This is a genomic window from Duganella sp. S19_KUP01_CR8 (assembly GCF_036688705.1).
GTDB lineage: Bacteria > Pseudomonadota > Gammaproteobacteria > Burkholderiales > Burkholderiaceae_D > Rugamonas.
This window is the reverse complement of sequence record NZ_JAQQPR010000022.1, coordinates 50,644-76,343: the sequence shown is the minus strand read 5'-3', so window position 1 is coordinate 76,343 and position 25,700 is coordinate 50,644. Positions and strand designations below refer to the sequence as shown.

The 25,700-nt window shown below is 64.0% G+C and carries 26 protein-coding genes; 12 read left to right on the top strand and 14 right to left on the bottom strand.

All coding sequences use genetic code 11. The features are described 5' to 3' along the window. The first annotated feature begins 149 nt into the window (after nt 1–149). Both V6M89_RS21315 and mnmA read left to right on the top strand, forming a co-directional pair. Nucleotides 150–647, top strand: a complete 498-nt coding sequence (locus V6M89_RS21315; RefSeq protein ID WP_332855057.1) for an NUDIX hydrolase — start codon at nt 150–152, stop codon at nt 645–647. Nucleotides 648–661: 14 nt separating this feature from the next. Next, nucleotides 662–1,768 (top strand): tRNA 2-thiouridine(34) synthase MnmA, encoded by a 1,107-nt coding sequence (gene mnmA / locus V6M89_RS21310; RefSeq protein ID WP_332855056.1) that lies wholly within the window; start codon nt 662–664, stop codon nt 1,766–1,768. 109 nt (nt 1,769–1,877) lie between these two features. Here the strand turns inward: mnmA and V6M89_RS21305 are convergent, their stop codons facing one another. From V6M89_RS21305 to V6M89_RS21295, 3 genes are all read right to left on the bottom strand, one after another. Then, entirely contained in the window at nt 1,878–2,315 is a 438-nt protein-coding gene (locus V6M89_RS21305; protein ID WP_332855055.1) for a response regulator, read from the bottom strand. A gap of 30 nt (nt 2,316–2,345) precedes the next feature. Then, complete coding sequence (locus V6M89_RS21300) at nt 2,346–3,122, bottom strand: 5'-3' exonuclease (RefSeq protein WP_332855054.1); 777 nt, start codon at nt 3,120–3,122, stop codon at nt 2,346–2,348. 63 nt (nt 3,123–3,185) lie between these two features. Then, nucleotides 3,186–3,857 (bottom strand): glutathione S-transferase, encoded by a 672-nt coding sequence (locus tag V6M89_RS21295; protein WP_332855053.1) that lies wholly within the window; start codon nt 3,855–3,857, stop codon nt 3,186–3,188. 151 nt (nt 3,858–4,008) lie between these two features. Between V6M89_RS21295 and V6M89_RS21290 the strand changes: the two genes are divergently transcribed. Both V6M89_RS21290 and V6M89_RS21285 read left to right on the top strand, forming a co-directional pair. Further along, a complete protein-coding gene (locus tag V6M89_RS21290) occupies nt 4,009–5,616 on the top strand; it encodes an FMN-binding glutamate synthase family protein (RefSeq protein ID WP_332855052.1) in 1,608 nt (535 codons plus the stop codon). Then, on the top strand, nt 5,616–6,032 hold the full coding sequence (locus V6M89_RS21285) for a GNAT family N-acetyltransferase (protein WP_332855051.1): 417 nt from the start codon (nt 5,616–5,618) through the stop codon (nt 6,030–6,032). Before V6M89_RS21290 ends, V6M89_RS21285 begins: the two co-directional genes overlap by 1 nt. Here V6M89_RS21285 and V6M89_RS21280 read toward each other — a convergent pair whose 3' ends face one another. From V6M89_RS21280 to V6M89_RS21270, 3 genes are read right to left on the bottom strand one after another with little or no spacing between them, the layout of a single operon-like run. Further along, nucleotides 6,033–6,308, bottom strand: coding sequence for a DUF6587 family protein (locus V6M89_RS21280; protein ID WP_332855050.1), 276 nt, complete (start codon nt 6,306–6,308; stop codon nt 6,033–6,035). 2 nt (nt 6,309–6,310) lie between these two features. Then, nucleotides 6,311–8,212: a ferrous iron transporter B gene (gene feoB, locus V6M89_RS21275; protein WP_332855049.1), complete on the bottom strand. Its 1,902-nt coding sequence runs from the start codon at nt 8,210–8,212 to the stop codon at nt 6,311–6,313. A 3-nt stretch (nt 8,213–8,215) separates the two neighbouring features. Beyond that, nucleotides 8,216–8,485 carry a FeoA family protein gene (locus tag V6M89_RS21270; protein ID WP_332855048.1) on the bottom strand — a complete coding sequence of 90 codons (270 nt, stop codon included), beginning with the start codon at nt 8,483–8,485 and terminating at the stop codon, nt 8,216–8,218. A gap of 247 nt (nt 8,486–8,732) precedes the next feature. Here V6M89_RS21270 and V6M89_RS21265 point away from each other — a divergent pair, with 247 nt between their 5' ends. Together V6M89_RS21265 and V6M89_RS21260 are read left to right on the top strand one after the other, a co-directional pair. Next, nucleotides 8,733–8,948 (top strand): (2Fe-2S)-binding protein, encoded by a 216-nt coding sequence (locus V6M89_RS21265; protein WP_116991964.1) that lies wholly within the window; start codon nt 8,733–8,735, stop codon nt 8,946–8,948. 23 nt (nt 8,949–8,971) lie between these two features. Next, entirely contained in the window at nt 8,972–9,691 is a 720-nt protein-coding gene (locus V6M89_RS21260) for an energy transducer TonB (RefSeq protein ID WP_332855047.1), read from the top strand. A gap of 4 nt (nt 9,692–9,695) precedes the next feature. Here the strand turns inward: V6M89_RS21260 and V6M89_RS21255 are convergent, their stop codons facing one another. Next, nucleotides 9,696–10,220 (bottom strand): pyridoxamine 5'-phosphate oxidase family protein, encoded by a 525-nt coding sequence (locus V6M89_RS21255; RefSeq protein WP_332855046.1) that lies wholly within the window; start codon nt 10,218–10,220, stop codon nt 9,696–9,698. Nucleotides 10,221–10,288: 68 nt separating this feature from the next. Then, nucleotides 10,289–10,969 (bottom strand): Fe2+-dependent dioxygenase, encoded by a 681-nt coding sequence (locus tag V6M89_RS21250; RefSeq protein ID WP_332855045.1) that lies wholly within the window; start codon nt 10,967–10,969, stop codon nt 10,289–10,291. A gap of 165 nt (nt 10,970–11,134) precedes the next feature. Here V6M89_RS21250 and bfr point away from each other — a divergent pair, with 165 nt between their 5' ends. Beyond that, nucleotides 11,135–11,608, top strand: a complete 474-nt coding sequence (bfr, locus tag V6M89_RS21245; protein ID WP_332855044.1) for a bacterioferritin — start codon at nt 11,135–11,137, stop codon at nt 11,606–11,608. Here the strand turns inward: bfr and V6M89_RS21240 are convergent. The 6 genes from V6M89_RS21240 to V6M89_RS21215 all read right to left on the bottom strand — a co-directional run bounded on the left by V6M89_RS21240 (nt 11,605) and on the right by V6M89_RS21215 (nt 19,896). Then, on the bottom strand, nt 11,605–12,939 hold the full coding sequence (locus V6M89_RS21240) for an MFS transporter (RefSeq protein WP_332855043.1): 1,335 nt from the start codon (nt 12,937–12,939) through the stop codon (nt 11,605–11,607). The genes bfr and V6M89_RS21240 overlap by 4 nt on opposite strands. Further along, on the bottom strand, nt 12,936–13,901 hold the full coding sequence (locus V6M89_RS21235; RefSeq protein WP_332855042.1) for a PfkB family carbohydrate kinase: 966 nt from the start codon (nt 13,899–13,901) through the stop codon (nt 12,936–12,938). Before V6M89_RS21235 ends, V6M89_RS21240 begins: the two co-directional genes overlap by 4 nt. Before the next feature lie 34 nt (nt 13,902–13,935). Continuing rightward, nucleotides 13,936–15,795, bottom strand: a complete 1,860-nt coding sequence (locus V6M89_RS21230; RefSeq protein WP_332855041.1) for an alpha-amylase family glycosyl hydrolase — start codon at nt 15,793–15,795, stop codon at nt 13,936–13,938. Beyond that, nucleotides 15,785–18,082 carry a TonB-dependent receptor gene (locus V6M89_RS21225; RefSeq protein ID WP_332855040.1) on the bottom strand — a complete coding sequence of 766 codons (2,298 nt, stop codon included), beginning with the start codon at nt 18,080–18,082 and terminating at the stop codon, nt 15,785–15,787. Before V6M89_RS21225 ends, V6M89_RS21230 begins: the two co-directional genes overlap by 11 nt. Before the next feature lie 153 nt (nt 18,083–18,235). After that, the gene (locus V6M89_RS21220; RefSeq protein ID WP_332855039.1) at nt 18,236–19,282 is read right to left on the bottom strand and encodes a LacI family DNA-binding transcriptional regulator; all 1,047 of its coding nucleotides are present in this window, start codon (nt 19,280–19,282) and stop codon (nt 18,236–18,238) included. Nucleotides 19,283–19,287: 5 nt separating this feature from the next. Further along, nucleotides 19,288–19,896: a glutathione S-transferase N-terminal domain-containing protein gene (locus V6M89_RS21215; RefSeq protein WP_332855038.1), complete on the bottom strand. Its 609-nt coding sequence runs from the start codon at nt 19,894–19,896 to the stop codon at nt 19,288–19,290. A gap of 107 nt (nt 19,897–20,003) precedes the next feature. Here V6M89_RS21215 and purB point away from each other — a divergent pair, with 107 nt between their 5' ends. The 5 genes from purB to V6M89_RS21190 all read left to right on the top strand — a co-directional run bounded on the left by purB (nt 20,004) and on the right by V6M89_RS21190 (nt 25,609). After that, nucleotides 20,004–21,380 carry an adenylosuccinate lyase gene (gene purB, locus V6M89_RS21210; protein WP_332855037.1) on the top strand — a complete coding sequence of 459 codons (1,377 nt, stop codon included), beginning with the start codon at nt 20,004–20,006 and terminating at the stop codon, nt 21,378–21,380. A 226-nt stretch (nt 21,381–21,606) separates the two neighbouring features. Continuing rightward, a complete protein-coding gene (locus V6M89_RS21205) occupies nt 21,607–22,131 on the top strand; it encodes a cytochrome b (RefSeq protein WP_332855036.1) in 525 nt (174 codons plus the stop codon). Between the two features lie 23 nt (nt 22,132–22,154). After that, entirely contained in the window at nt 22,155–22,706 is a 552-nt protein-coding gene (locus V6M89_RS21200; RefSeq protein WP_332855035.1) for a YceI family protein, read from the top strand. A 22-nt stretch (nt 22,707–22,728) separates the two neighbouring features. Then, on the top strand, nt 22,729–23,295 hold the full coding sequence (locus V6M89_RS21195; RefSeq protein ID WP_332855034.1) for a YceI family protein: 567 nt from the start codon (nt 22,729–22,731) through the stop codon (nt 23,293–23,295). A gap of 160 nt (nt 23,296–23,455) precedes the next feature. Next, nucleotides 23,456–25,609 (top strand): S46 family peptidase, encoded by a 2,154-nt coding sequence (locus V6M89_RS21190; protein WP_332855033.1) that lies wholly within the window; start codon nt 23,456–23,458, stop codon nt 25,607–25,609. Nucleotides 25,610–25,700 lie beyond the last annotated feature (91 nt).

The window sequence follows — 25,700 nt, the reverse complement described above, 5'->3', positions numbered from 1 at the left end:
ACACTGAATCTTGCGCAAAGCAGCCAGTCAAACACGGATTAACACAACAAACCTTGCGATTTTTCAATACGAAGCCATCTTTACGTGCAGGCGGGTTCAAACCAAATGCCAGGAACAGGCTAAAATGTCGGCTCTTTCAAGGATGACTCATGCCGCGTATCTGGAAACCCTCTGTTACTGTTGCCGCCATCGTCGAAAAAGATGGCAAATTCTTGCTGATCGAAGAAGAGACCAGCGATGGCATCCGCATTAACCAGCCGGCCGGTCACCTCGACCCGCACGAATCGCTGGAGCAGGCCGTGATCCGCGAAACGCTGGAGGAAACCGCCTACGACTTCACGCCGACCGCGCTGGTGGGCATGTATATGTCGCGCTACACCTCCAACCGCACCGGCGAGGAAGTGACGTATCTGCGCTTCACCTTCTGCGGCGTGCCGGGCGCCAGGCATGACCGTCCGCTGGACGAAGGCATCCTGCGCACCATGTGGCTCACGCGCGACGAACTGGCCGCCTGCGCCGACCGTCACCGCAGCCCGACGGTGCTGCAATGCGTGGACGAATACCTGGCCGGGCGCCGTGCCCCGCTGGAACTGATACAAACCCACACTTCGGTGTACAAGGAAGCGGTGAGCACCGCGAATGGATAAGGCAGGAAAGTAAGATGAGCAAGAAAAAAGTCGTGATCGGTATGTCGGGCGGGGTCGATTCCTCGGTCGCGGCGTGGATGCTCAAGGAACAAGGCTACGACGTGGTCGGCCTGTTCATGAAGAACTGGGAAGACGACGACGATTCCGAATACTGCTCGACGCGCCAGGACTGGATCGACGCCGCCAGCGTGGCCGACGTCATCGGCGTCGACATCGAGGCGGTCAACTTCGCTTCCGAGTACAAGGACCGCGTGTTCGCCGACTTCCTGCGCGAATACCAGGCCGGCCGCACGCCCAACCCGGACGTGCTGTGCAACGCCGAAATCAAGTTCAAGGCCTTCCTCGACCACGCCATGCACCTGGGCGCCGACCTGATCGCCACCGGCCACTACGCGCGCGTGCGCCAGAACGGCGACCGCCACGAGCTGCTGAAAGCCGTCGACCACACCAAGGACCAGAGCTACTTCCTGCACCGCCTGAACCAGGCGCAGTTGTCGAAAACCCTGTTCCCGCTGGGCGAGATCCCGAAAACCGAAGTGCGCCAGATCGCCGAAAAACTGGCGCTGCCCAACGCCGCCAAGAAGGATTCGACCGGCATCTGCTTCATCGGCGAGCGGCCGTTCCGCGAATTCCTCAACCGCTACCTGTCGTACAAGCCGGGCCCGATGAAGACGCCGGACGGCAAGGTGGTGGGCGAGCACGTGGGCCTGAGCTTCTACACGCTGGGCCAGCGCAAGGGCATCGGCGTCGGCGGCATGAAGGCGTACAAGAACCCGGACGGCAGCAGCGACGCCTGGTACGTGGCGCGCAAGGACGTGGCCGAGAACACGCTGTACATCGTCCAGGGCCACGATCATCCGTGGCTGCTGTCGTCGGCCCTGCGCGCCGACCAGGCCAGCTGGATCGCCGGCGAGGCGCCGACCGCGCGCGCGATGTCGGCCAAGACCCGCTACCGCCAGGCCGACGTGGCGTGCGAGATCGCCCCGCAAGGCGATTCCGATTTCGCGCTGAAATTCATGGATGCCCAGTGGGCGGTGACGCCGGGCCAGTCGGCCGTGCTGTACGACGGCGACGTCTGCCTCGGCGGCGGCATCATCGACAGCTCGACCTTCGCCGTCTGATTAGCCGCCACCCCACACCGCAGCCGCGGGGGTCTGACCCCGCACGGGGGCAATTCCGCAGGAATTGCGGGCGCAGCCCTCTCCAGACCCCTTCGGGCCGCACCGCGGGTTAAGCGTCGCCGGACTCGCCGGCTTCAGGCTCGGCTTCGGCACTATCCTTGGCCAGCGCCGCGCGCTGGCGCTTGACCATGGCGATCACGGTATTGCGGATGGTATTGAGCACGGTGTCGGCCTTGAACGGCTTGACGATGAAGCCGTTCACGCCCATCGCGTGCGCGGCCTGGATGGTGGCGGCGTCGAATTCGCTGGACACCATGAAGATCAGCGCCTTCGGCCAGCCGGTCTTGATCTCGCGCACCACCTCTTCGCCGTTCTCGATCTGCTCGCGGGCGATGCAAACGATGTGGGGATTGTGCTTGAGCAGCAGCGCCAGGCCGCTGGCGCAGGTGTGGGTCTGGCCCACCACGTCATAGCCGCCATCGAGCAGGACCGTGTTGAGCAGGCCGCGCGCGACGGCGCTGGAGTCGATAATGACCGCTTTTAACATCTTGCAAACCTTGTCTTAGTGGGCGTGCGCTCAGGTCTTATCCCAGGCCAGCATATTCCAGGTCACGCCGACCCGCACGTCCGTTTTTAATTGCACCAATTGTCTCGAAAGATACAGCATTTCGCGTTCTTTTCGTAGAGTTTCGCCCAGCGTATCCTTCAGAATGCCGGCCCCGGCCATGATCCCGTCCAGAGTGCCGTAAGTACGCAACAGTTTGGCCGCCTTCTTGACGCCGACCTTGGACACGCCGGGGATGGAGTCGGTGGCGTCGCCCATCAGCGCCAGCAGGTCCGGCAGCTGTTCGGGCGGCACGCCCCATTTCTGCTCGACCCAGGCGTGGTCGTGCCATTCGCCCTTGAAGTGGTCCCACACGCGGGCGCCCTGGGCGATCAGGCCGTGCAAGTCCTTGTCGGTGCTGGCCACGGTGGCCTCGCCGCGGCCGTCGGCCAGCCAGCGCAGCACCACGGTGCCGATCACGTCGTCGGCCTCCACCTCCGGCAGCGACACCACGTGCAGGCCGACGCCGCGCAGCTTGTCGTAAAAGCCCGGCAGCGCCTCGCGCAGCGCCGACGGCATCGGCGCGCGGGCCTCGCGGTAGCCGTCGTACAGCTCGTGGCGCCAGGTGCGGCCGCCGAAGTCGAAGGCCGGCAGCACGTGGGTCGGTTCGTGTTCGTGCAGCATTTTGCGGAACGAGGACAGCGCGTGGCGCAGCGCGATCTCGGCCTTTTCAGGACTATCGGGTTCGGGGCTGGCTTCGTAGACGCGGCGCACAATATTGAGGCCGTCGATGGCAAGGAGTCTACCCATGTTCAACATCTTCCGGGCTTGTTCAATCCATCATTTTACCCGACCGCGCCGCCGCATCGCGCCTTACTTCAGCAGCTCGTACGGGCCGCCGCGCTCCAGCGCGCGCTGGAAGGCCGGGCGGCTGTGGATGCGTTTGAGGAAGGCCATCAGATTGGGACGGCGCTCGTCCAGCCCGCCGCGCGCGGCCGCCGCCTCCAGCGGAAAACTCATCTGGATATCGGCCGCGCTGAACTCGGCGCCTGCGAACCACGGCGTCTTGCTCAGCTCCGCCTCCAGGTAGTCCAGGTGCGCCTCGATCTGCGGCTGGATGTAGCCCGCCTTGACCTTTTGCGCGATGCCGCGCGCGATCGGCTTGACGAAGAACGGCGCCGGGCTGGTCTCGACCCGGTCGAAGATCAGCTTCATCAGCAGCGGCGCCATCGCCGAGCCTTCGGCGTAGTGCAGGAAGTAGGTCCAGCGGCGGCGCTCGGCCGTGCCGGCCGGCGGCACCAGCCGGCCATTGCCGTAGGTCTCGACCAGATACTCGACGATCGCGCCCGACTCCGCCACCACGATGTCGCCGTCGCTGATCACCGGCGACTTGCCCAGCGGGTGGATGGCACGCAGCTCCGGCGGCGCCAGCATGGTCTTCTTGTCGCGCTGGTAGCGCACGATCTCGTACTCCAGCCCCAGCTCCTCAAGCAGCCAGAGCACGCGCTGCGAGCGCGAATTGTTCAGATGGTGGACGACGATCATGGTGGAATTCCCAAAAAAAGAACGGCCGTGCGCCGCAATCCCGCTAGCTTAGCATTGTTGGCAAGCTTGCGCCGCCGCCCCGCCACAGACTGATGGATTCCCATAAGAAACAGCAGTACACTGCCCCCATCAGCCGCCCACCGGAGCACCCATGAAACTGTTTTCCCCGCGCTACCTCGTGTTCAACGCCGCCATCGTCACCTTGGCCGTATCGCTGGCCTTGGGCGCGCCGTGGTGGATCCCGCTGGCGGCCGCCGCGCTGGTCGTGGTCGGCGTCACCGACCTGCTGCAAACCAAGCGCGCGCTGCGCCGCAACTACCCGATCCTGGCGCACTTCCGCTTCTTCTTCGAATCGATACGCCCCGAGATCCGCCAGTACTTCCTGGAAGACGACACCGTGGCCGAGCCGTTCTCGCGCAACCAGCGCAGCATCGTCTACCAGCGCGCCAAGATGGACACCGACAAGCGCCCCTTCGGCACCCAGCTCGACGTCTACGCCCCCGGCTACGAATGGATCAACCACTCGATCAGCCCCGCGCCCGAGCAGCACCACGACTTCCGCATCGAGATCGGCAACCACCCGGACTGCCGGCGCGCCCAGCCCTACTCGGCCAGCGTGTTCAACATCTCGGCGATGAGCTTTGGCGCGCTGTCGGCCAACGCCATCCTGGCGCTGAACGGCGGCGCCAAGGCCGGCGGCTTCATGCACGACACCGGCGAAGGCAGCATCAGCCCCTACCACCGCCGCAACGGCGGCGACCTGGTGTGGGAGATCGGCTCCGGCTACTTCGGCTGCCGCAACGCCGACGGCACCTTCTCGGAAGAGAACTTCGTCGCCAACGCCACCACGCCGCAGGTCAAGATGATCGAGCTGAAGATGTCGCAGGGCGCCAAGCCGGGCCACGGCGGCGTGCTGCCCGGCGCCAAGGTGACGATAGAAATCGCCACCACGCGCGGCGTACCGCAGGGCCAGGACTGCATCTCGCCGTCGACGCACTCGGCCTTCGGCACGCCGCTGGAAATGCTGGCCTTCATCGACCGCCTGCGCACCCTGTCCGGCGGCAAGCCGACCGGCTTCAAGCTGGCCATCGGCCACCCGTGGGAATTCTTCGGCATCGTCAAGGCCATGCTGGCCACCGGCATCACGCCGGACTTCATCGTGGTCGACGGCGGCGAGGGCGGCACCGGCGCCGCGCCGGTCGAGTTCACCGACCACGTCGGCACGCCGCTGCAGGAAGCGCTGCTGCTGGTGCACAACACGCTGGTGGGCGCCAACCTGCGCGACAAGATCAAGATCGGCGCCTCGGGCAAGATCATCACCGCCTTCGACATCGCCCGCATCCTGGCGCTGGGCGCGGACTGGTGCAATTCGGCGCGCGGCTTCATGTTCGCGCTGGGCTGCATCCAGTCGCAGAGCTGCCACACCGACCGCTGCCCGACCGGCGTCGCCACCCAGGACCCCAACCGCCAGCGCGCGCTGGTGGTGCCGGACAAGACCCGGCGCGTCGCCAACTTCCACGAGAACACCTTGAAGGCGCTGGCCCAGCTGATCGCCGCCGCCGGCCTGACGCACCCGTCGCAGCTGAAGGCGCACCACCTGGTGCGGCGCATCTCGACCAACCAGGTCAAGCTGGCGTCGGCACTGCTGCCCTATCTGGAGCCGGGCGAGCTGCTCGACCCCAGCCAGCTGTCGCGCCTGCCACCGGTGTTCGGCCTGTACTGGCCGATGGCCCAAGCCGAATCGTTCAACCCACTGTGATGAGCAATATGTCCCGCTACACCGTCATCCACGCCACGCCGTCCGTCGCCACCTACCAGGCCTTGCGCATCGGCGCCGGCCTGAGTCCCAAGTCCACCGAAGCGGCCACGCGCGGCCTGCCGGCCACTTTATTCGCCGTACAGGTGCTGTGCGACGGCGAGCCGGTCGGCATGGGCCGTGTGATCGGCGATGGCGGCTGTTTTTATCAGGTGGTGGATATCGGCGTGCTGAAAGCGCACCAGGGACAGGGACTGGGCAAGGCCATCATGAAGGAGATCAAGACCTACCTCGACCGCGAGGTGCCGCCGGGCGGCTACGTCAGCCTGATCGCCGACGGCAAGGCCAACGAGCTGTATGCGCAATACGGTTTCGCCCCGACCGCGCCGGCCTCGATAGGGATGGCCTACGTGGCCTGATCAGCGCTGCACGCGCAGCATGATGACGCGCTTGAGCGGCGCGGAGGTGGGTGCGTCGGGTGACGCCGACGGCGTGGTCTCGCAGGAACCGCAGCTGGAGCAGCCGTCGCCGCAGCTCGATTTCGTGTTAAACAGTTTAGCCAGTTTATTCTGGTCGTAGCCGCGCCGCGACAGCAGGTAGACGATCTGCCTGCGCAAGGCCGCCGGCAGATACTTGGTGCAGAAATGCGCCAACGCCGCCACCACGATCAACGCCACGATCACTTGCTGCCACATGCTCAGCCTCCGATGAAGAACAGGGAAATGCGGTAAGTCAGGAACGACGCCGTGTAGGCCAGCGCGAACATATAACCGGCCATCATCAGCGGATAGCGGATGCTGTTGGTCTCGCGCCGCACCACGCTCAGGGTCGACATGCACTGCGGCGCAAACACGTACCAGGCCAGCAGCGACAAGGCGGTCGGCAAGGTCCACGAGCTGGCGATGATAGGCGTCAGCGACTGCGCCAGTTCCTCGCCGCTCTGCGACAACGCGTACACCGTGCCCAGCGCACCCACCGCCACCTCGCGCGCGGCCAGGCCGGGCACCAGCGCGATGCAGATCTGCCAGTTGAAGCCGATCGGCGCGAACACATATTCCAGCCCGCGTCCCAGGATGCCGGCCATGCTGTAATAGATGGCCGGATGCGTCGCCCCTTCAGGCGCGCCGGGGAAGGAGCTCAGGAACCACAGCAGCACCATCAAGGTCAGGATGATGGTACCCACGCGCGACAGGAAGATCTTGCAGCGTTCCCACAGGCCCAGCGCCAGGTTCTGCAAATGCGGCCAGTGGTAGGCCGGCAGTTCCAGCATCAGCGGATGCTTGTGGTTCGAACCCATCGAGCGCTTCATGACGTAAGCCACCGCCATCGCCGAAGCGATGCCCGCGAAGTACAGCACAAACAGCACCAGCCCCTGAAGGCTCATGAAGCCATACACCTCGCGCTCCGGAATGAAGGCCGCGATGATCAGCGCATACACCGGCAGCCGCGCCGAACACGTCATCAGCGGCGCGATCATGATCGTCACCAGCCGGTCGCGCGGGTTCTGGATGGTGCGCGCCGCCATCACGCCCGGAATCGCGCAGGCAAAACTGGACAGCAGCGGAATGAAGGCGCGCCCCGACAAGCCGACGCCGCCCATCAGGCGGTCCAGCAGGAAGGCCGCGCGCGGCAGGTAGCCGCAGTCCTCCAGGATCAGGATGAAGAAGAACAAAATCAGAATCTGCGGCAGGAACACCAGCACGCTGCCGGCCCCGCCCAGGATGCCTTCGACCAGCAGGCTGCGCAACAGGCCATCGGCCATCGCGCCCTTCAGCATGGCGCCGACGCTGTCGACACCGCCCTTGATCATATCCATCGGCACATTGGCCCAGCTGAACACCGCCTGAAACACCAGGAACATCAACACCGCCAGGATCACCGGGCCGAGCACCGGATGCAGCACCACGTTGTCGATCTTCTCGGTCAGGTTGCCGGTATCGTGCGCGTCGCTGCTGACCAGCGCCAGGATGCGGCGCACCTCGCGCTGCGTCTCTTCCACACCGACCGCGTCGATCGCCGACAGCGGCTGCGGCTTGACCGCGTGCAGCGGCAGCATCGCGTCCAGCGCGCGCAGCAGCGACTTCTCGCCGCCGGCCTGCACCGCCACGGTTTCCACCACCGGCATGCCCAGCTCCTGCGCCAGGCGCTCGGCGTCGATCTCGATGCCGCGCTTCTTGGCCACGTCGACCATGTTCAGCGCCAATATCATCGGCAGGCCGAGTCGTTTAATCTCCAGCACCAGGCGCAGGTTCAGGCGCAGATTGGTGGCGTTGACCACGCACACCACCACGTCCGGCGACTGCTCGCCCGCGCGCAGTCCGGCCACCACGTCGCGCGTGATCGCCTCGTCCGGCGTATGAGCCGACAAACTATATGCACCCGGCAGGTCCAGCACGCGGAAGCCGTTGCCGCCCGGGGACTGGAACGAGCCCTCCTTGCGCTCAATGGTCACGCCGGCGTAGTTCGCCACTTTCTGGCGCGCGCCGGTCAGGCGGTTGAACAGCGCGGTCTTGCCGCAATTCGGATTGCCCAGCAACGCCACCATCGGTGTCGACGTCAGGACCGGCGCTACCGGCGCCGCGATATCTGCTGCACCCATGATTTATTCCGGTTGTATCGAGATCAGCGCCGCTTCGAAGCGGCGCAACGCGAACGTCGAGTTGCCGACCTTGATCGCCAGCGGCTCGCCACCCGGCATGCCGCGCTTGAGCATGCGGATTTTTTCGCCCGGCACAAAGCCCAGCTCCATCAGCCGGCGCGCCAGCGTGGCGCCATCGTGGGCGGCGTCGTCGCCGGGGGCGATGTGCACCACGGTGGCGCTGGCGCCGACCGTCAGGGCATCGAGGGTGATCAGGGGAGCTGCGTGCGTCATAGCGAAGTCCGTTCAAATCGCCGCCCGGCCAGTGCCGCTGCGGCTTGCCGGCGAACTGCAAGATCGCGTTCTTGCCGGAAATAAGATACTAACATTATAAACGGTAATGCGAATTACTTCTATTTGCGCTTGCATCTCGCTCAAAGTTGAGGCAGTATACGATTAATGATAATGATTCGCATTAAGTAACCAACAGGCAATCATGTCAGTTCATTCTTTTTGTAATGCCTAGCCAGAAGGTGTATCGATGATTGTATGTGTCTGCAACAACATATCTGATCGTGAAATCCGTCAAGCCGTGGAATTGGGATTGACGTCGATGGAAGAATTGCGCCGCGACCTGGGCGTGGCGACGTGCTGCGGCCAATGCTTTTCCTGCGCCGAAGAAATCCTGAGCGAGCACTTGGCCGCCACCGCCGAGATCCAGGAAACCGTCCTGAAGCGCCCTGTCTTCAGCAACTAAGCTCAGCTATTAAGATCGCTCCGATGAACACCATGACCTATGGCCGCACGGCGAACACGCCGGCGGCAGACGACAGCGGCCTGGCCGCTCTGCTGAAAACGCAATGGCAAACCCGCGGCCGCAAGTTCGCGCCGCTGGCCGCCATCGTCATGGTGCATGTGTTCGGGTTTTATATGTTGCAGTCGGGAATGTTGAACCACGTCACGCACGCGATCCTGCCGCAGGTGGTCAACGTCACCTTCATCGCCGCGCCGGAGCCGCTCAAGCCGGCCGCGCCGCCGCCCAAGACCGTGCCGGTCGTGCGCCAGGCGCCGTCCTTTATTCCGCCGGTTCCGCTGGTGAACGTGGTCCAGACCGAGCCGACCATCACCGTCGCGCCGCCGCAGCCGCGCACCAGCGAACCGGTCGCCGTCGCAGCACCGCCCGCGCCACCGGCGCCAGCCCACGCGGCCACGCCGGCCGCGCCGAAAACCGTGTCCGGCGTCGAATATATCCGCGCGCCGCAGGCGGTCTATCCGAACATCTCGCGCCGCATGGGCGAGAGCGGCATCGTCATCCTGCGCGTGCTGATCAGCGAAAAAGGCCAGGCCGAGCAAGTGGTCGTCCACAAATCGTCCGGCTCCAGCAATCTCGACGAAGCCGGCCGCCAGGCCGTGCTGCGCGCGCTGTACAAGCCCAACATGGAAGACGGCAAGCCGGTTCCCGTGTACGCGCTGGTGCCGATCAACTTCCAGCTGGGCTGATCGCTCAGACGTCCAGCCTGCCCTCGATGGAGTCATCGAGGGTTTTGCCGATCACGGCGCCGATCAGCATCTTGACGCTGGCCACCGCCTTGCCGTGCTTGGTATCCCAATAGTAGCCGTAGGTCGGCGCGAACTTGATCAGCGTGATGCGCGGATCGTCCTCGCCGCCGGTGAACCAGGTCTTCATCGTAAAGCTCCACAACTCCTTCAGCTTGACCGGATCGCGCAGCACCGTGGCGATGCCCTCCAGATGCATGAACTCCGAGTGCGCCGAGCCCTGGAAATACAGCGTGGCCGACGGTTCGGCCGCCAGCTCCAGGTTCTTCAAGCTGTCGCTGGCGCTGACGAACCACAGATTGCCCAGCGCATCGACCTGCAAGGCGGTCATCGGCCGCGCGTCGCCGGGGCCGCCGGCCACGTCGCTGGTGCAAAAGAAGCAGCCCGGCGTGCTGTCGACAAAGTCGCGGATTTTCTTGACGGCGTCCTCGCCGATCAAATCCTGGTGATGATTCTCATTGGTCGAGTCCATGGTGGCGCACTCCGGTAGGGGAAAGAATCGATACTACCCCTGGCGGTTTCAGCCCTCTGTGGCTTGCCTCACACATCGGCCCACATGCGCAGCAGGTTGTGATAATGACCGGTCAGGTCGACCGTGATCTCGTTGTCGCCATGTGCGGCGCGCAGCTTCTGGATGTTCTGGTCGAGCTCGAACAACATGCCGCGTTTGGCGTCGTCGCGCACCATGCTCTGCACCCACAGGAAGGAGCTGACCCGCTCGCCGCGCGTGACCGGCGCCACCTGGTGCACGCTGCTCGACGGATAAACGATCAAATCCCCCGCCGCCAGCTTGACCTCGTGCGTGCCGTAGGCGTCGCTGACGATCAACTCGCCGCCGTCATACTCCTCCGGCTCGCTGAGGAACAGGGTCGACGACACGTCGGCCCGCATCGCGTTGGCCGTGCCGGGCCGCGTGCGGATGGCGCCATCGACATGCATGCCGTAATGCTCGCCGCTGGCGTAGCTGTTGAAATAAGGCGGCAGTATGCGCAACGGCAGCACCGCCGCGAAGAACAGCGGATGGCTGGCCAGCGCCTGCGTGATGAAGGCGCCCAGCTCCTGCGCCAGCGGCGACAGCTCCGGCAGCTGGCGGTTGCGCTTGACCTGCGCGCTCTGCGGCCCGGCGGTGCCGCGGCCGTCGATCCAGTCGACCTGCGCCAGGCGGTGGCGGAACTCCTGCACCTGCGGCTTGGTCAGCACGGCGGGGATATGCAGCATCATGGGGGGGCTTCCTTTCGTAACGGCGACATGGGAATGTTAATTGTTTTCATTTGCGCCAACAATCTCACTCCGCCGATATTGGTACACTTTGCACGCATCGGGCCACGCAAGCCCGGCGTTCGTGGCAAAATGTCAGTATTCCACCACCATTTTAGAAAGCATCCCATGAAGGGTGACCCAGAAGTTATTCGCCTGCTGAACGCTCAGCTGACCAACGAACTCACCGCAATCAACCAGTACTTCCTGCACTCGCGCATGTACCGTCACTGGGGTTTCGAGAAGATCGCGAAGAAGGAATACGAAGAATCGATCGGCGAAATGAAGCACGCCGACAAACTGATCGACCGCATCCTGATGCTGGACGGCCTGCCTAACCTGCAAGCCATGCACAAGATCATGATCGGCGAGAACACCGAAGAGATGATCGGCTGCGACCTGAAGCTGGAAAAAGGCGCCCAGGTCACCGTCAAGGAAGGCATCGCCGCCGCAGAGAAGGCCGCCGACTACGTGTCGCGCGACCTGCTGCTGATGATTTTGGAAGACACCGAAGAACACATCGACTGGCTGGAAACGCAGCTGGACCTGATCGGCAAGGTCGGCATCCAGAACTACCTGCAAAGCCAGATGAACGAAGACTAAGCCGGACTAGCTTCCTCTGCAAGCCGCGGGTTCGCCTGCGGCTTTTTTATTTTCACCGCCAGCACGGCCAGCGCGCCGCACAGCATCAGGCCACCGGCCAGGCGGATCACATTCTCCGGATTCCCGCCCAGCAGGCTGCGGTAATACAGCGGCAGGGTAAAGATCTGGATGATCATCGGGATCACGATGAACATATTGAAGATGCCCATGTAGACGCCGGTGCGCTCCGGCGGAATGCAACCCGCCAGCATCACATACGGATTGCCCATGATGCTGGCCCACGCCAGCCCGATGCCCACCATCGGCACGAACAGCAGCGCCGGCGTATGGATCATCGGTATCGCCAGCATGCCGATGCCGGCCAGCGCCAGGCAGACGCTGTGCGTGATCTTCGGCCCATGGCGGCGCGTGAACGGCACCAGCGCCAGCGCCCCCACGAACGCGATGAAGTTATAGAACGCACCCACCTGCCCGGACAACAGGCCGGCGTCGCGGAAGCCTTGCGAGGCCTGGTCGGTGGTGCCGTAGATGGTGGTCGACAGCGACAGCATGATGTACTGCCAATAGCAGAACATCGCATACCACTGGAACAGCTTGACCCAGGCCAGCTGCTTCATCGTCGGCGGCATCTCGCGGATCGCGCTGGCGACGTCGCCCAGCGTGTGGCGCCAACCGGCCGGCCGCGCGCGGATCTGCGCCAGCTCCTCGCTGGTCAACGGGTATTCGGGCGTGGTCTTCAAGGTCCACAGCACCGAGGAAATCGAGAACACCGCGCCGATCAAAAAGGCGACGATGACGATGTGCGGAATATGGCTGCCGTTGACGGCGTCCTTGTTCATGCCCAGCCAGACCAGCAGCGACGGCGTCAGATAGGCCAGCGTTTGTCCCAATCCGGTAAAGGCGCTCTGCGTCAGGAAGCCGACCGAATGCTGCTGCGGGTCGAGCTTGTCGCTGACGAAGGCGCGGTACGGCTCCATCGTCACGTTGTTGGCGGCATCCAGTATCCACAGCAGGCTGGCCGCCATCCACAGCGTGGGGCTGAATGGCATCGCCAGCAGGCCAAGGCTGCACAGGATGGCGCCGATCAGGAAGTACGGCGTGCGCCGTCCCCAGCGCGTGACCGTGCGGTCGCTCATGGCGCCGATCAGCGGCTGCACCAGCAGGCCGGTCATCGGCCCGGCCAGCCACAGGTAAGGCAGGCTGGCCTCGTCCGCGCCCAGGTATTTGTAGATCGGGCTCATGCTGCTCTGCTGCAGGCCGAAACTGAACTGGATGCCGAAGAAGCCGATGTTCATGTTCACGATCTGCCAGAACGACAGCCGCGGCTTCATGCGACGGCTCCGGGCATGACCGCGTCGCCGCGCCAGGCCGCGATCCACGGCTGGTAGAACGCGATATCGGCCGGCACCGCGCCGGAGATGCCGCAAATGGCGCCGGCAAAGGCGTTGGCGCGCGCCAGCGTGAGGCTGATCGGCCAGCCCCGCGCTTGCCCGAACAGGAACACGGCGGAGAAGGCGTCGCCCGCGCCCACCGTGTCGACGATGCGCACCGGCGCATGGCATTCCTGGTTGGCGATGACGGCGCCGTCGGCGCCGAAGTACAGCGCGCCGCGCTCGCCCAGCGTGACGATCAGGCCTTGCAGCGAGAAAATACGCATCAGCGCCTGACAGGCGTCCACCATCTCGGCGCTGTCGATGGCCTTGGTGCCCGGCTTGGTGTGGGTGTACCAGCTGAACAGATCCTTCAGCTCATCCTCGTTGACCTTGACGATGTCCGCCAAATGCAGCGATTCGTAAGCGCAGCGCTCCGTCACCTGACCGTCGCGCACATTCAAGTCCAGGTAGCGCTGCACGTTGAACGCGCGGGACGCATCGAGCATCGCCCGCAGCGCCGTGCGCGAACGCTCGTGCCGCTGCGCCATGGTGCCAAAATAAATCGTGTCCGGCGCGGCCTGCGCCAACGCCGCCAGCGCCGGCCCGGTCTCCACGTAATCATAGGCCTGGTCCGGCAGGATGATGAAGCGGTGGCCGTCCGCATTGCGCTCGACCACCACGCGGCCGGTGGCCTCCTGCGGATCGATTTGCAGGCCTGCCTCGCTCATGTCGAAGCGTTCGAACTCGTTGCGCACCAGCGCACCGTTCTTGTCGGCGCCGATACGCGTGACCATCAGCGTCGCCACGCCGAACGCCGCCAGATTGCGCGCGACGTTGAACGGCGCACCACCGACAACCTGCTCGGTGATGAAATCGTCGACCAGCGCTTCGCCGAATACGGCAATGGTTTGTTGGGTCATGCTTGTCTCCACGCCCTGCTTGGGCGATTCTATATTATTCGCGTTCCAGCCAGTGCATCGCATACGGTTCCAGCACCAGCGTGCCGCTCATCGCCTGCTCCGCCACGCAATCTCGCCATGCGCCTTGCAGCGTATAACTTTGCGGCTGGCCGGAAAAGTTCATCAGCGTCAGGAAACGCTCGCCGCGCGCCAGCGTCAGCATGCCGTCCGGCGCATCGGCCAGCAGCGCGCGGGGCGCGTTGGCCGCCAGCGCATCATGCCGGCTACGTATGCGCACCAGCTTGGCCAGCGCTTGGTGCATCGTCCCCGGCACGGTGGAAACATCGTAGCGATGCTTCCAACGCTGCTGATCGAACACCGGCCGTTGCAACCAGCGGCTGTCCATCGCATGCTGCGGGCGATCTTGGTAGCTGTAGTCGTTCTCCATTGCCAGCTCGTCGCCCATGTACAGCACCGGCAACGCGCCGAAGCTCAGGGCCAAGCCGTGCAGCAGCAGCATGCGGCGCAGCGCCAGCGCGCGTTCCTCGTCGGTGCCGGCCGCCTGCAGGCCGGCCAGCGACGCCGCCATGCCGTTGCTGCCGTGCGCCGCGTTCGGATCGGTGCTCTGGAAGGCGGCGCCGATGGCGTAACTGCCCTCCGCGCCGCTGAAGAAGCGCGCCGCGCGCGCCAGCCGCACCGCGCTATCGCTGCCGTCGGCCGAAGCCTCGGCGCGCAGCACGTTCCAGCCGATGTCGTCATGGCAGCGCACGTAGCTGAGCCACGTCGCGGCGGTCGGCAGCGCTGGCGTGTTGCGTATCACTTCCCGCAGCACGCCGGTGCCCTGCTCCGCCAATGCCACCCAGCCGGCCGCCATCAGGCTGCTGTGATAGGCGATGTGGCACTCGGGCGCTTCCGCGCTGCCCAGGTAGGCCGGCAGCTCGCGCGTCGGCACGATGGCTTCGGCCTTCAGCAGCACGCCCGGCGCGACGATATCGACGATCGCCCGCAAGGCTTGCAGCAGTTGGTGCGCTTCCGGCTGGTTCATGCTGTTGGTGCCCTCGCGCTTCCACAGGAAGGCGGTCGAATCGAGGCGGAACACTTCGATTCCCCGATTGGCCAGGCGCAGCAAGGCGGCGGCCATCGCGGCAAACACCGCCGGGTTGGCGTAGTTCAGGTCCCACTGATACGGGTAGAACGTGGTCCACGCCCAGCCATCCAGCTCCTCGATAAAACTGAAATTTCCCGGCGCGACCTGCGGGAACACCTGGCCCAGCGTGCGTTCGTAGCGGTCCGGCATGTCGCGGTCGGGGAACACATGGAACATCGCCCGCGCGCCGGCGTCGCCGGCCTTGGCGGCGCGCGCCCAGGCATGATCGTCGGCCACGTGGTTCAGGATGAAGTCCGAGCACAGACTGATGCCGGCCGCGCGCAGCTGCATGGTCAACGCATCCAGGTCGGCATTGCTGCCCAGCGCAGGATCGACCTCGTCGAAACTGGAGACAGCGAAACCGCCGTCATTCTCGCCCGCGCGCGGACGCAGGAACGGCAGCAGGTGCAGATAGCTGACGCCCAGTTCCCGCAGATACGGGATGCGCGCCGCCACGCCGTTCAAATCGCCGCCGAAGTTCTGCACATAGGCGCAGTAACCCAGCATGCGCTGGCTGAGGAACCACTCCGGCTGCGCCGAGCGTTGCGCATCCAGCGTCCGCAACTCCACCGGCCGCGCCTGGTACAACACGCCCAGCGATTCCATCAGTTCACCCAGCCACGCATCGAAATCGGCACGCTCGCCATACAGGCCGGCCAGCAGCCGGCGCAGCACCGGCTCCGCCGCCGCCAGCCGCTGCGCAGCCAGCGGACGCAGGTCATCGGAAAGGACCGCCAGCAGGCGGTCCGACATTACTTTAGAAGGCATAGGACAGACTGACTTTCGCGGCACGGCCGGAGATGGAGCGGGCGGCATGGCCGTCGCCTTCGACTTCGGTGTAGCCGATCTTGTTAAGCAGGTTGTTCACGCTCAGCGACAAGGTAGCCTTCTCCGTCACGTGATAATTGACGAAGGCGTTCACCACCTGGTACGCCGGCAGCACGATGGTGTGCGCATCGTCGCCCCAAGACTTGCCGGTGCCGATCAAGCTGGCGCCGACTGTAGCCTGGCCGAAGGTGTAGGTCGGTGCGATCTGATACACCACCTTGGCCTGGCGGCGCGGCGTGTTGCCGATTACCGCCACATCGCCGGGCGCGGTGCCGGTGATCTTGGCATCGGTGTAGGTCATGCCGCCGGTGACGCGGAAGTCGTTCAGCGCGTAGGCGCCTTCCAGCTCCACGCCCTTGGCGTCGTACTTGTTGGAGGTGCTGCGCTGCGTGGTCGCCTCGTAATTGCTCTCGTCGGTCTTGGCCTGGAACAGCGTCACGAACGTACTCACGCCGCCGCTGCGCCACTTCACGCCGCCCTCGATCTGCTTGACGGTGTTGATGTTGATCGGCGCGCTGCCATCCAGCGGTGTGCCGAACAGGATGCGGTCCGCATTGAAGGCCACGCCATCGCTGACGCGGGCGAACGCCGCCAGGTTGCCGGTAATGCGGTAGTTGCCGCCAACCGAGTACGAGTTGTGGTTGATCTTGTAGTCCACCAGCTGCTGCGTGGCCGGATCGTAGCGCAAGGCGCCGCCGCTCATGGTGGCGATGTTGGCCGTGCCGCTGGCGCGCTGGCGGTCCTGGCGCACGCTGGCGTCGATGTTCAGCGGGCCGGTTTCATAGCCCACGTTCAGGTAAGGCGACGTCAGTTTGTATTCCATGTCCACCGCGCGCGAGCAGCAGCCGCCGAAGGCCGGGCCGACCAGGCCTGGCGTGGCGCTTGCCGTTTGCAGCAAGGCCGGTTTGTCGCCGCTGGCCTGCATCAGGTACTCGTTGAAGTTCCAGGTCAGCGCCAGCTTCTGCGTCGACAGATACAGGCCGGCGGTGGTGGTCAGCTTGGAGCCGTCGGCCAGCTTGAAGGTCTTGGCCAGCTTGGTGTCGTTCAGCGTATTGCCGGCGTCGTCGATCGAGGTGTTGAACACCACGGCGGAGAAGGCGCGGCCGTTGTAGGCCTTGCCCTTGTTCGGTCCCGTCGCGAACACGTAATTGCCGACCGTGCCGTTGTTGCCGGCGAAGACGCCGGTGAAGCGCCCGCTGTTGCTGGAGGTGCGGAACTTGTCGCTCAGGTTCCAGCCGTCGCCCAGGTCGAACGAGCCTTCCAGGCCGACCGTATCGCTCTTCACGTGCAGGCCGTCGTTGACGTTGGTCGACACCGGCGTGTTGTTCTTGCCCAGCGTGACATCGCGCACCCAGTACGGCGAGTAGAACGTCACCTTACGCGGATCGATGCCGGGGATTTCCTGGATCTGCTGGTTCACCACCTGCACCGGCACCGGCAGCACGGTCGGCGATTTGTCGTCCACATGCTTGAACGACAGGCGGATGAAGCCGTTGTCCAGGTCATGCGTGATATTGCCGCGAATCTGGCCGCCGTCCTCGGTGCTCATGCCGGTGTTGCGCACGCCTTCGCCGCTGCGGTAGTTACCGCCGATGAAGAAGCGCGTCTTGTCCGACAGCGGCGCGCCGTAGTCGAAGTCCAGCCGGGTTTCGTCGTAGCCCAGGCCGTGGCTGATGCCGATATGGCCGCCCTTTTCCTCGCCGGTCTTGGTGATGAAGTTGATGATGCCGCCCGGCGCATTGGTCGCCAGCGTGGAGGCCGAACCGCCGCGCACCACTTCCAGGTGGTCCAGCGTGCCGTCGATCTTGACGAAGCTGTCCGGCGTGATGAAGTTGAAGTCGCCCGATTGCAGCACCGGCAGGCCGTCCTCCTGGATCTGCACGTAGCGCGCGCCGCCGGCCGAAATCGGCACGCCGCGCACGGTGATGTTGGCGTTGCCCTCGCCGCCCGACGATTCCGAGCGCACGCCCGGCACCGAGCGCAGCACTTCGGCGGCGCTCAGCGGCGCGCCGTTCTTGATGGTCTCGCCTTCCAGGGTACTGATCGACACGCTGGATTTCATTTTGGTGGAACCGCCGGAGGTGCCGGTGACGACCACGCGCTCCATGTTCAGGCCATCGGTCGGCGCGGCCGGTGCGGCTTCCTGCGCCGAGGCGCCGCCCATGTGCAGGACAGCCGTTGCAACAGCGGCAGCGATGCCGCCCAGTTTGAATGTGCGTTGTTCCATTGTCGTCTCCAGATATTGTCGTTTTGATCTGCCGCTTAATTGAGCAGGTACGCCATTATTCATCGGATTTCGATTTAATGCAATCGATTGCATAACACTGCAAAAATATATTTAAAGTCCCTGCTATGAAGCTTATGCAATCGGTTGCATAAATCAGACAGAACTGTTGCGAACGATCAGTTGGGTAGGAATTTGCAGCGAAGGCGCAGGGCGGCCGTCGACCAGCTCCAGCAGCTGGGACACCAGCGCCCGGCCGGCCTCGCGGATAGGTTGTTGCACGGTGGTCAGCGGCGGATGGAAGTAGCCGGCCAGCTCGATATCGTCATAGCCGACCACGGCGACCTGTCCCGGCACATCGTAGCCATGCTGGCGCAGCGTGTTAATCGAGGTCATGGCCATCAGGTCGCTGCCGGCGAACACGGCGTCGAAGCGCACGCCGCGGCGCAGCAGTTCCTGCACCGCCTCGCTGCCGCCCTCCGGCAGGAAGGACACCGACACCTGCAAGGCCGGATCGACCGCCATGCCGGCCCGCTCCAGCGCGCGGCACAGGCCGGCGTAGCGCTGGCCCACTTCGGGCAGGTTGATATCGCCGAAGAAGGCGATGTGCTTGCGGCCGTGCGCGACCAGGTGCGCGCCGGCCAGCTCGCCGCCGGTCACATTGTCGCCGCCGACGGTGCAATACAGCTGCTGCGGCAACTGCGCACCCCACACCACGATCGGCACATGGCGCGCGGCCAGCTGGTTCAGTTGTTCATGGTGGCGCCACTGGCCGATCAGGATGATGCCGATCACGCGGCCCGTGTCGAACGGCGCGGCGGCCGCGTCCAGCTCCTCGGCGTCCACCCGCGAGACCAGCATGTCGAACCCCAGCTCGGTCAGCGCGTCGGCCAGGCTGCCCAGCATCGACAGGAAGAAGGGATCGGACAAATGCTGGCGCGTGGCCGAGTCGTAGGGAATCACCACGCCGACGGTGCGGTTCTGCTTCATGCGCAGGTTCTGCGCGCCGATGTTGATGGTGTACTTGAGCGAGCGGGCCAGCTCCATGATGCGCACCCGCGTCTCCTCGCTGACCAGCTTGCTACCGGCCAGCGCCCGCGACACCGTCGAGGTCGACACCCCGGCCAGCCGCGCGATGTCGGCCATTTGCAGGCGCCGCTGCTGGGCGGAACTGTCCGCGTCGGGCGGCGTGGTCTTGGGCATGGTGCTTATTGCGGCACGGTGTCTTTGAACGACTGGCGTTCGGACAGCTTGTCGTACAGGCGCGCCAGGTTGGGGTAGTCGTCGCGCCAGGTGATGTCCGGGAAGCGGAACGACAGCCAGCCCAGCGTGCAGCCCACCGCCACGTCGGCCAGCGAGTAATGGACGCCGGCGCAATAGGCCGACTCGCCCAGCTTTTCCGACAGCGAGGCCAGGCCCAGCTGCACCTTGCGCATCTGGCGCGCCATCCAGTCCTCGCTTTGCAGCTCGACCGGACGTTGGGTGCGCTCCAGGCGCACGATGATGGCGGCGTCCAGCATGCCGTCGGCCAGCGCTTCCCAGCACTTGACGTCGGCGCGGTCGCGCCCGTTCGGCGGCAGCAGCTTGCAAACCGGTGTCAGCGTATCGAGGTATTCGACCATGACGCGCGAATCGATCATGACGTTGCCGTCTTCCATGACCAGGCTCGGCACTTTGCCCAGCGGGTTCAGCTTGTCGATGGTGGTATCCGGCGCCCACACATTTTCCAGTTCAAACTGGTAATCAAGCTTCTTTTCCGCCAGGACAACACGAACTTTGCGTACATAAGGACTGGCGAGCGAACCGATGAGTTTCATAGAGGCTTAGAGTGAAAGAGCAGGTGCCAGTATAACATCGGAGGGTTCAGGCCCGGCCAATGGTAAAATCTACCTTTGCGCAATTTTAACCCTGCCTCCTTCCCATCATGACCACTACTCCTTACTCCACGCTGTCGGCGCTGTCGCCGCTGGACGGCCGCTACGCCGGTAAAACCGACCTGCTGCGTCCCATCCTGTCCGAATCGGGCTTCATGCACCACCGCGTCAAAGTAGAAATCTCCTGGCTGCAAGCGTTGTCGCTGGCCGGTTTCGCTGAAATCAAGCCGTTCTCGGCAGCGGGCAGCGCCCTGCTGGACAAGATCGCCAGCGACTTCAGCGAGAAAGACGCCGCCCGCATCAAGGAAATCGAAGCCGTCACCAACCACGACGTCAAGGCCGTGGAGTACTGGCTCAAGGAGCAGGTCAAGGATGTGCCGGAACTGGTGGCCGCGTCGGAGTTCATCCACTTCGCCTGCACCTCGGAAGACATCAACAACACCTCGCACGGCATGATGCTGAAAGCGGCCCGCGACAGCGTCATGCTGCCGTCGCTGACCAAGGTCATCGCCCGCCTGAAGGAAATCGCCATCGCCAACGCCGACGTGCCGATGCTGTCGCGCACCCACGGCCAGACCGCCAGCCCGACCACCCTGGGCAAGGAAATGGCCAACGTCGTGGCCCGCCTGCAGCGCGCCATCAAGCGCATCGAGCAGGTCGAGATCCTCGGCAAGATGAACGGCGCGGTCGGCAACTACAACGCCCACCTGTCGGCCTACCCGTCGTTTGACTGGGCCAATTTCTCCAAGGACGTGATCGAGCAGCGCCTGGGCCTGGTGTTCAACCCGTACACCATCCAGATCGAGCCGCACGACTACATGGCCGAACTGTTCGACGCCTTCGCCCGCGTCAACACCATCCTGCTGGACCTGAACCGCGACATCTGGAGCTACGTCTCGCTGGGCTACTTCAAGCAGAAGACCAAGGCCGGCGAAATCGGTTCGTCGACCATGCCGCACAAGGTCAACCCGATCGACTTCGAAAACTCGGAAGGCAACCTGGGCCTGGCCAACGCCGTGCTGAAGCACCTCTCGGAGAAGTTGCCAGTGTCGCGCATGCAGCGCGACCTGACCGATTCGACCGTGCTGCGCAACATCGGCGTCGGCCTGGGCTACACCCTGCTGGCCTACGACAGCTGCCTGCGCGGCCTGAACAAGCTGGAAGTGAACCACGCCCGCCTGGCTGCCGACCTGGACGCCAACTGGGAAGTGCTGGCCGAGCCGGTGCAAACCGTGATGCGCCGCTACGGCATCGAGAACCCGTACGAGCAGCTGAAAGAGCTGACCCGCGGCAAAGGCATCTCGAAAGACGCGCTGCGCGACTTCATCACCGGCCTGGCGATCCCGCAGGAAGCCAAGGACCTGCTGCTGGCCATGACTCCGGCCAACTACATCGGTATCGCGACGGATCTGGCTAAAGCCATCTAAGCAAACCCGTTAAACTGTTTTACACTAGCCCCCGCCGACATCAGTCCCGGGGGCTTTTTTTTACCCCGCACAGCCAGGCGGGGTCGGACCCCGTACGGGGTCCGACCCCTAAGCGGTACGGCAAGCGCATCGCTGACAGCATGCGGGGTTTTACGCCGGCTCAGCACGCATTGCATTTCTTTGGTATATTAGTCCTAACACGTACTATTTTCTGGAGCTCAAGCTTATGCAACGCTACACCAAAACGGCCATGCTGCTGCACTGGCTGACCGCCCTGCTGATCATCGCCGCCTTCTTCCTCGGCCTGACCATGGTGGACATCCACGGCATCACGCCCACCAAGCTCAAATACTATTCCTGGCACAAATGGCTGGGCGTGACGGTGCTGGGCGTGGCCGCCATCCGCCTGCTGTGGCGCAAGGCCAATAAACCGCCGCCGCCGCTGGCCAGCATTCCGGCCTGGCAGCACAAGGTGGCCGACGGCATGCACTACCTGCTGTACTTCTTCATCTTCGCGGTGCCGATTTCCGGCTACCTGTACACCTATGCGGCCGGCGTGCCGGTGGTGTACCTGGGCCTGTTCCAGCTGCCGGCCCTGATCGAGCCGAATGCCGAACTTAAGCCGATCTTAAAAACCGTTCATTATGTTCTGACCATGACGATGGCCGCCGCCGTAGTGGCCCACGCCCTCGCCGCACTCAAGCATCACTTTGTCGACCGCGACGCCACGCTGAAACGCATGCTGCCGTAATCACCCCATCCACCGGAGCCAATATGAAAACCATGAAAAAACTCGCCCTCGTTACGCTGATGGGTGTTGCCCTGGCCGCCAGCGCCGCCGCCCTGAAGACCGATCCCGCCAAGTCCACCGTGTCGGCCGTGTTCAAGCAGATGAACGTGCCGGTCGAATCCAAGTTCAAGAAATACACGGTCGCCATCGACTACGATGCGGCCAAGCCGGACGCCTCCAAGGCCACCGTCGAAGTCGAGACCGCCAGCCTGGACGTCGGCGACGCCGACATGAACAAGGAAGTGGCGAAGAAGGAATGGTTCAACTCGGCCCAGTTCCCGAAAGCGACCTTCGTCTCGTCGTCGATCAAGAGCGCCGGCGCCGGCAAGCTCAGCGTCGCCGGCAAGCTGACCATCAAGGGCAAGACCGCCGACATCACCTTCCCGCTGACGGTCAAGGCCGACGGCGGCAAGCAAGTGTTTGAAGGCGCGCTGCCGATCAAGCGCCTGGCCTACAACATCGGCGAAGGCGAGTGGAAAGACACCGGCATGGTCGCCGATGAAGTGACCATCAAGTTCCACGTCGTAGCCCAATAATTTTTACCCCGGAGACCGTTAGATGAAATTGCAAATCCTGATCGCCACCCTGCTGGCCGCCTCGGCCACGTCCGCCATCGCCGCCACCTACAACATCGACCCGACGCACACCTACCCGAGCTTCGAGGCCGACCACATGGGCCTGTCGGTCTGGCGCGGCAAGTTCGACAAGACCAGCGGCACCGTGACCTTGGACCGCGCCGCCAAGACCGGCGCGCTGGACGTCGCCATCGTGGCCGACTCGATCGACTTCGGCATGGACAAGATGAACAGCCACGCCAAGACGGCCGACATGTTCAACGTCGAGAAATTCCCGACCATCACCTACAAGAGCAAATCGTTCAAGTTCGAGGGTGACAAGCTGGTCGGCGTCGAAGGCGAGCTGACCCTGCTGGGCGTGACCAAGCCGGTGGCGCTGAAGGTGGACAAGTTCAACTGCATCATGCACCCGCGCTACAAGCGTGAAGTCTGCGGCGCCAACGCGGTGGCCGAGTTCAAGCGCACCGATTTCGGCCTGAACTACGGCACCCCGGCCTTCGCGCCGGAAGTCAAACTGGCGATCCAGATCGAAGCCATCAAGGCCGACTGATCCCGTAGTCATTCCCGCGCAGGCGGGAATCCATGCTGAGCCTCCACTCAGGCGTTGTATGGATTCCCGCTTTCGCGGGAACGACGTTGTTCGACTGTCCCCGGTTTTTCGTTATACTCCCGTCGTTGTTCCATTTACCACCACTTCAACAACGACAAACATGCATAAATCACTGATCGCGCTCGCCATCCTGAGCACCGCAGCCCACGCCGATGAAGGCATGTGGATGCCGCAACAGCTGCCACAAGTAGCCAAGCAACTGAAAGCCGCCGGCCTGAAACTGGACCCCGCCAACCTGACCAAACTGACCGAGTTCCCGATGGGCGCCATCGTCAGCCTGGGCGGTTGCTCGGCCTCCTTCGTCTCGCCGCAAGGCCTGGTCGCCACCAACCACCACTGCGTCTACGGCAGCGTGGCCCACAACTCCACGCCGGAACGCGACCTGCTGGCCAATGGCTTTCTGGCCCATAACTTCGGCGAAGAACTGCCGGCCGCCCCAGGCAGCCGCATCTTCGTGACCAAGGCCGTCACCGACGTCAGCAAGCAAGTCGTCACCGCCGATGTCGCCAAACTGAGCGGCAAGAAGCGCAGCGACGCCATCGAGAAGAACCAGAAATCCATCCAGGCCGAGTGCGAAAAAGACCAAGGCCACCGCTGCACCGTGTCGTCCTACTACGGCGGCCTGGAGTACTACCTGATCAAGCAACTGGAAATCCGCGACGTGCGCCTGGTGCACGCGCCACCGGCCGGCGTCGGCAAGTTCGGCGGCGACACCGACAACTGGATGTGGCCGCGCCACACCGGCGACTACGGCTTCTACCGCGCCTACGTCAGCAAGGACGGCAAGGCCGCCGACTTCAGCAAGGACAACGTCCCCTACATTCCGCAGCACTACCTGAAGCTGGCCAAGGAAGGTAGCAAGGAAGGCGACTTCATCATGGTGCTGGGCTACCCGGGCCGCACCAACCGCCACCGCCTGCCGTCGGAAGTGGCCTACACCTTCGACTGGAGCTACCCGACCTTCGTCAAGACCTCGGCGGAAAACCTGGCGATCATCGCCGACACCACCAAGGACAACAAGGACACCGCGCTGAAGTACGCGTCGCAAGTGGCCAGCATCAACAACTACTACAAGAACCGCCAGGGCATGCTGGACTCCTACGCCGGCAGCGACATGCTCCAGCGTAAAACCGCGGAGCACGAAGCGCTGAAGAGCTGGATCAACGCCAACCCGGCCCGCAAGGCCGAATACGCCGGCGACATCGAACTGGTGGAAAAGCTGATCGCCCAGCGCGACGCCGAAACCAAGCGCGACTACTTCCTGTCCTCGTCCAAGCCACGCCTGCTGAACACCGCGCGCACCTTGTACCGCCTGGCCAACGAAAACACCAAGCCTGACGCCGAACGCAAGTCCGGCTTCCAGGTGCGCGACGTGCCGCGCATCAAATCGTCGGTGGCCGCCCTGGTGCGCAACTACGATGAAAAAGTCGACCAGGCGCTGGTGATCAACAGCCTGTCGAAATACGCGGCCCTGCCGGCAGCCCAGCGCAACGCCGACTTCGACGCCATCATCGGCATCAAGGACGGCATGAGCAAGGCCGACCTGCAAGCCGTACTGGACACGATGTACGCCGGCAGCAAGCTGGGCGACGCCGCCGAGCGCACCAGCTGGATCGGCAAGACCCCGGCCGATTTCAAGGCCAGCAACGACGCCTTCATCAAGGCGGCCGTGGCCATGTACGAGTCGGACATGAAGGAAGAAGCGCAAGAGGAAGAACTGGGCGGCAAGCTGCAGCAAGCCTACGCCAACTACATGAAGGCCAAGATCGCCTTCATGCAGAGCAAAGGCCAGGCGGTCTACCCTGACGCCAACGGCACCCTGCGCGTGACCTTCGGCCAGATCGCCGGCCGCGACCACGGCGCCGACGGCACCACCTGGAAGGCCTTCACCACCGTCGAAGGCGTGGCCGCCAAAGCCACCGGCGTGGGCGAGTTCAACGCACCGCAAGCCCAGCTGGCCGCGATCAAGGCCAAGGACTTCGGCAAGTACCTCGATCCGAAACTGAAATCGGTGCCGGTCGCCTACCTGGCCACGCTGGACATCACCGGCGGCAACTCCGGTTCGGCCGCGCTGAACGCCAAGGGCGAGTGGATCGGCCTGGCCTTCGATGGCATTCTCGACTCCATCATCTCGGACTGGGACTTCAACAAGGCCAACACCCGCGACATCCAGGTCGACCTGCGCTACATCCTGTGGAACATGAAACACGTCGACCACGCCGACAACCTGCTGAAGGAGATGAAGGCCGAATAAGCCTTCCGCGCTTCATCAAGGAAACCACGCCCCGGCAACGCGGCGTGGTTTTTTTCATGGATCGGTTACATTAAGACTCTTTATAACCGTG

Coding starts and splice junctions, on each gene's coding strand:
- V6M89_RS21315 (WP_332855057.1), top strand. CDS start 150: ATGCCGCGTATCTGGAAACCCTCTGTTACTGTTGCCGCCATCGTCGAA.
- mnmA (WP_332855056.1), top strand. CDS start 662: ATGAGCAAGAAAAAAGTCGTGATCGGTATGTCGGGCGGGGTCGATTCC.
- V6M89_RS21305 (WP_332855055.1), bottom strand. CDS start 2,315: ATGTTAAAAGCGGTCATTATCGACTCCAGCGCCGTCGCGCGCGGCCTG.
- V6M89_RS21300 (WP_332855054.1), bottom strand. CDS start 3,122: ATGGGTAGACTCCTTGCCATCGACGGCCTCAATATTGTGCGCCGCGTC.
- V6M89_RS21295 (WP_332855053.1), bottom strand. CDS start 3,857: ATGATCGTCGTCCACCATCTGAACAATTCGCGCTCGCAGCGCGTGCTC.
- V6M89_RS21290 (WP_332855052.1), top strand. CDS start 4,009: ATGAAACTGTTTTCCCCGCGCTACCTCGTGTTCAACGCCGCCATCGTC.
- V6M89_RS21285 (WP_332855051.1), top strand. CDS start 5,616: ATGAGCAATATGTCCCGCTACACCGTCATCCACGCCACGCCGTCCGTC.
- V6M89_RS21280 (WP_332855050.1), bottom strand. CDS start 6,308: ATGTGGCAGCAAGTGATCGTGGCGTTGATCGTGGTGGCGGCGTTGGCG.
- feoB (WP_332855049.1), bottom strand. CDS start 8,212: ATGGGTGCAGCAGATATCGCGGCGCCGGTAGCGCCGGTCCTGACGTCG.
- V6M89_RS21270 (WP_332855048.1), bottom strand. CDS start 8,485: ATGACGCACGCAGCTCCCCTGATCACCCTCGATGCCCTGACGGTCGGC.
- V6M89_RS21265 (WP_116991964.1), top strand. CDS start 8,733: ATGATTGTATGTGTCTGCAACAACATATCTGATCGTGAAATCCGTCAA.
- V6M89_RS21260 (WP_332855047.1), top strand. CDS start 8,972: ATGAACACCATGACCTATGGCCGCACGGCGAACACGCCGGCGGCAGAC.
- V6M89_RS21255 (WP_332855046.1), bottom strand. CDS start 10,220: ATGGACTCGACCAATGAGAATCATCACCAGGATTTGATCGGCGAGGAC.
- V6M89_RS21250 (WP_332855045.1), bottom strand. CDS start 10,969: ATGATGCTGCATATCCCCGCCGTGCTGACCAAGCCGCAGGTGCAGGAG.
- bfr (WP_332855044.1), top strand. CDS start 11,135: ATGAAGGGTGACCCAGAAGTTATTCGCCTGCTGAACGCTCAGCTGACC.
- V6M89_RS21240 (WP_332855043.1), bottom strand. CDS start 12,939: ATGAAGCCGCGGCTGTCGTTCTGGCAGATCGTGAACATGAACATCGGC.
- V6M89_RS21235 (WP_332855042.1), bottom strand. CDS start 13,901: ATGACCCAACAAACCATTGCCGTATTCGGCGAAGCGCTGGTCGACGAT.
- V6M89_RS21230 (WP_332855041.1), bottom strand. CDS start 15,795: ATGCCTTCTAAAGTAATGTCGGACCGCCTGCTGGCGGTCCTTTCCGAT.
- V6M89_RS21225 (WP_332855040.1), bottom strand. CDS start 18,082: ATGGAACAACGCACATTCAAACTGGGCGGCATCGCTGCCGCTGTTGCA.
- V6M89_RS21220 (WP_332855039.1), bottom strand. CDS start 19,282: ATGCCCAAGACCACGCCGCCCGACGCGGACAGTTCCGCCCAGCAGCGG.
- V6M89_RS21215 (WP_332855038.1), bottom strand. CDS start 19,896: ATGAAACTCATCGGTTCGCTCGCCAGTCCTTATGTACGCAAAGTTCGT.
- purB (WP_332855037.1), top strand. CDS start 20,004: ATGACCACTACTCCTTACTCCACGCTGTCGGCGCTGTCGCCGCTGGAC.
- V6M89_RS21205 (WP_332855036.1), top strand. CDS start 21,607: ATGCAACGCTACACCAAAACGGCCATGCTGCTGCACTGGCTGACCGCC.
- V6M89_RS21200 (WP_332855035.1), top strand. CDS start 22,155: ATGAAAACCATGAAAAAACTCGCCCTCGTTACGCTGATGGGTGTTGCC.
- V6M89_RS21195 (WP_332855034.1), top strand. CDS start 22,729: ATGAAATTGCAAATCCTGATCGCCACCCTGCTGGCCGCCTCGGCCACG.
- V6M89_RS21190 (WP_332855033.1), top strand. CDS start 23,456: ATGCATAAATCACTGATCGCGCTCGCCATCCTGAGCACCGCAGCCCAC.